Here is a 269-nt window from a genome sequence, read left to right as displayed (position 1 = left end):
ATGTGTACATGAAGGGAAGTTTTCTGAGAAACACGGATTAAACGGTATCCCATCAGTATGTGAATCCGTACATATTGCCCGGGACATCTTACTTGCGGAAGCTGCAAATTGTCACTACCACGTATGTCACGTAAGTACAAAAGGATCTGTACGTGTAATCCGTGACGCGAAACGTGCTGGAATTAAGGTGACAGCAGAAGTAACACCGCATCACTTAGTATTATGTGAAGATGATATCCCATCGGCTGATCCTAACTTTAAAATGAATC

General features: G+C 42.4%; 1 pseudogene. It reads left to right on the top strand.

Annotation, left to right across the window (positions count from 1 at the left end):
* A pseudogene (locus tag SB775_RS30010) lies at window positions 1-269 on the top strand (dihydroorotase); the annotation flags it as partial.

This window comes from Peribacillus sp. SIMBA_075 (assembly GCF_046534585.1).
This window is presented reverse-complemented; position numbering and strand designations above follow the sequence as displayed.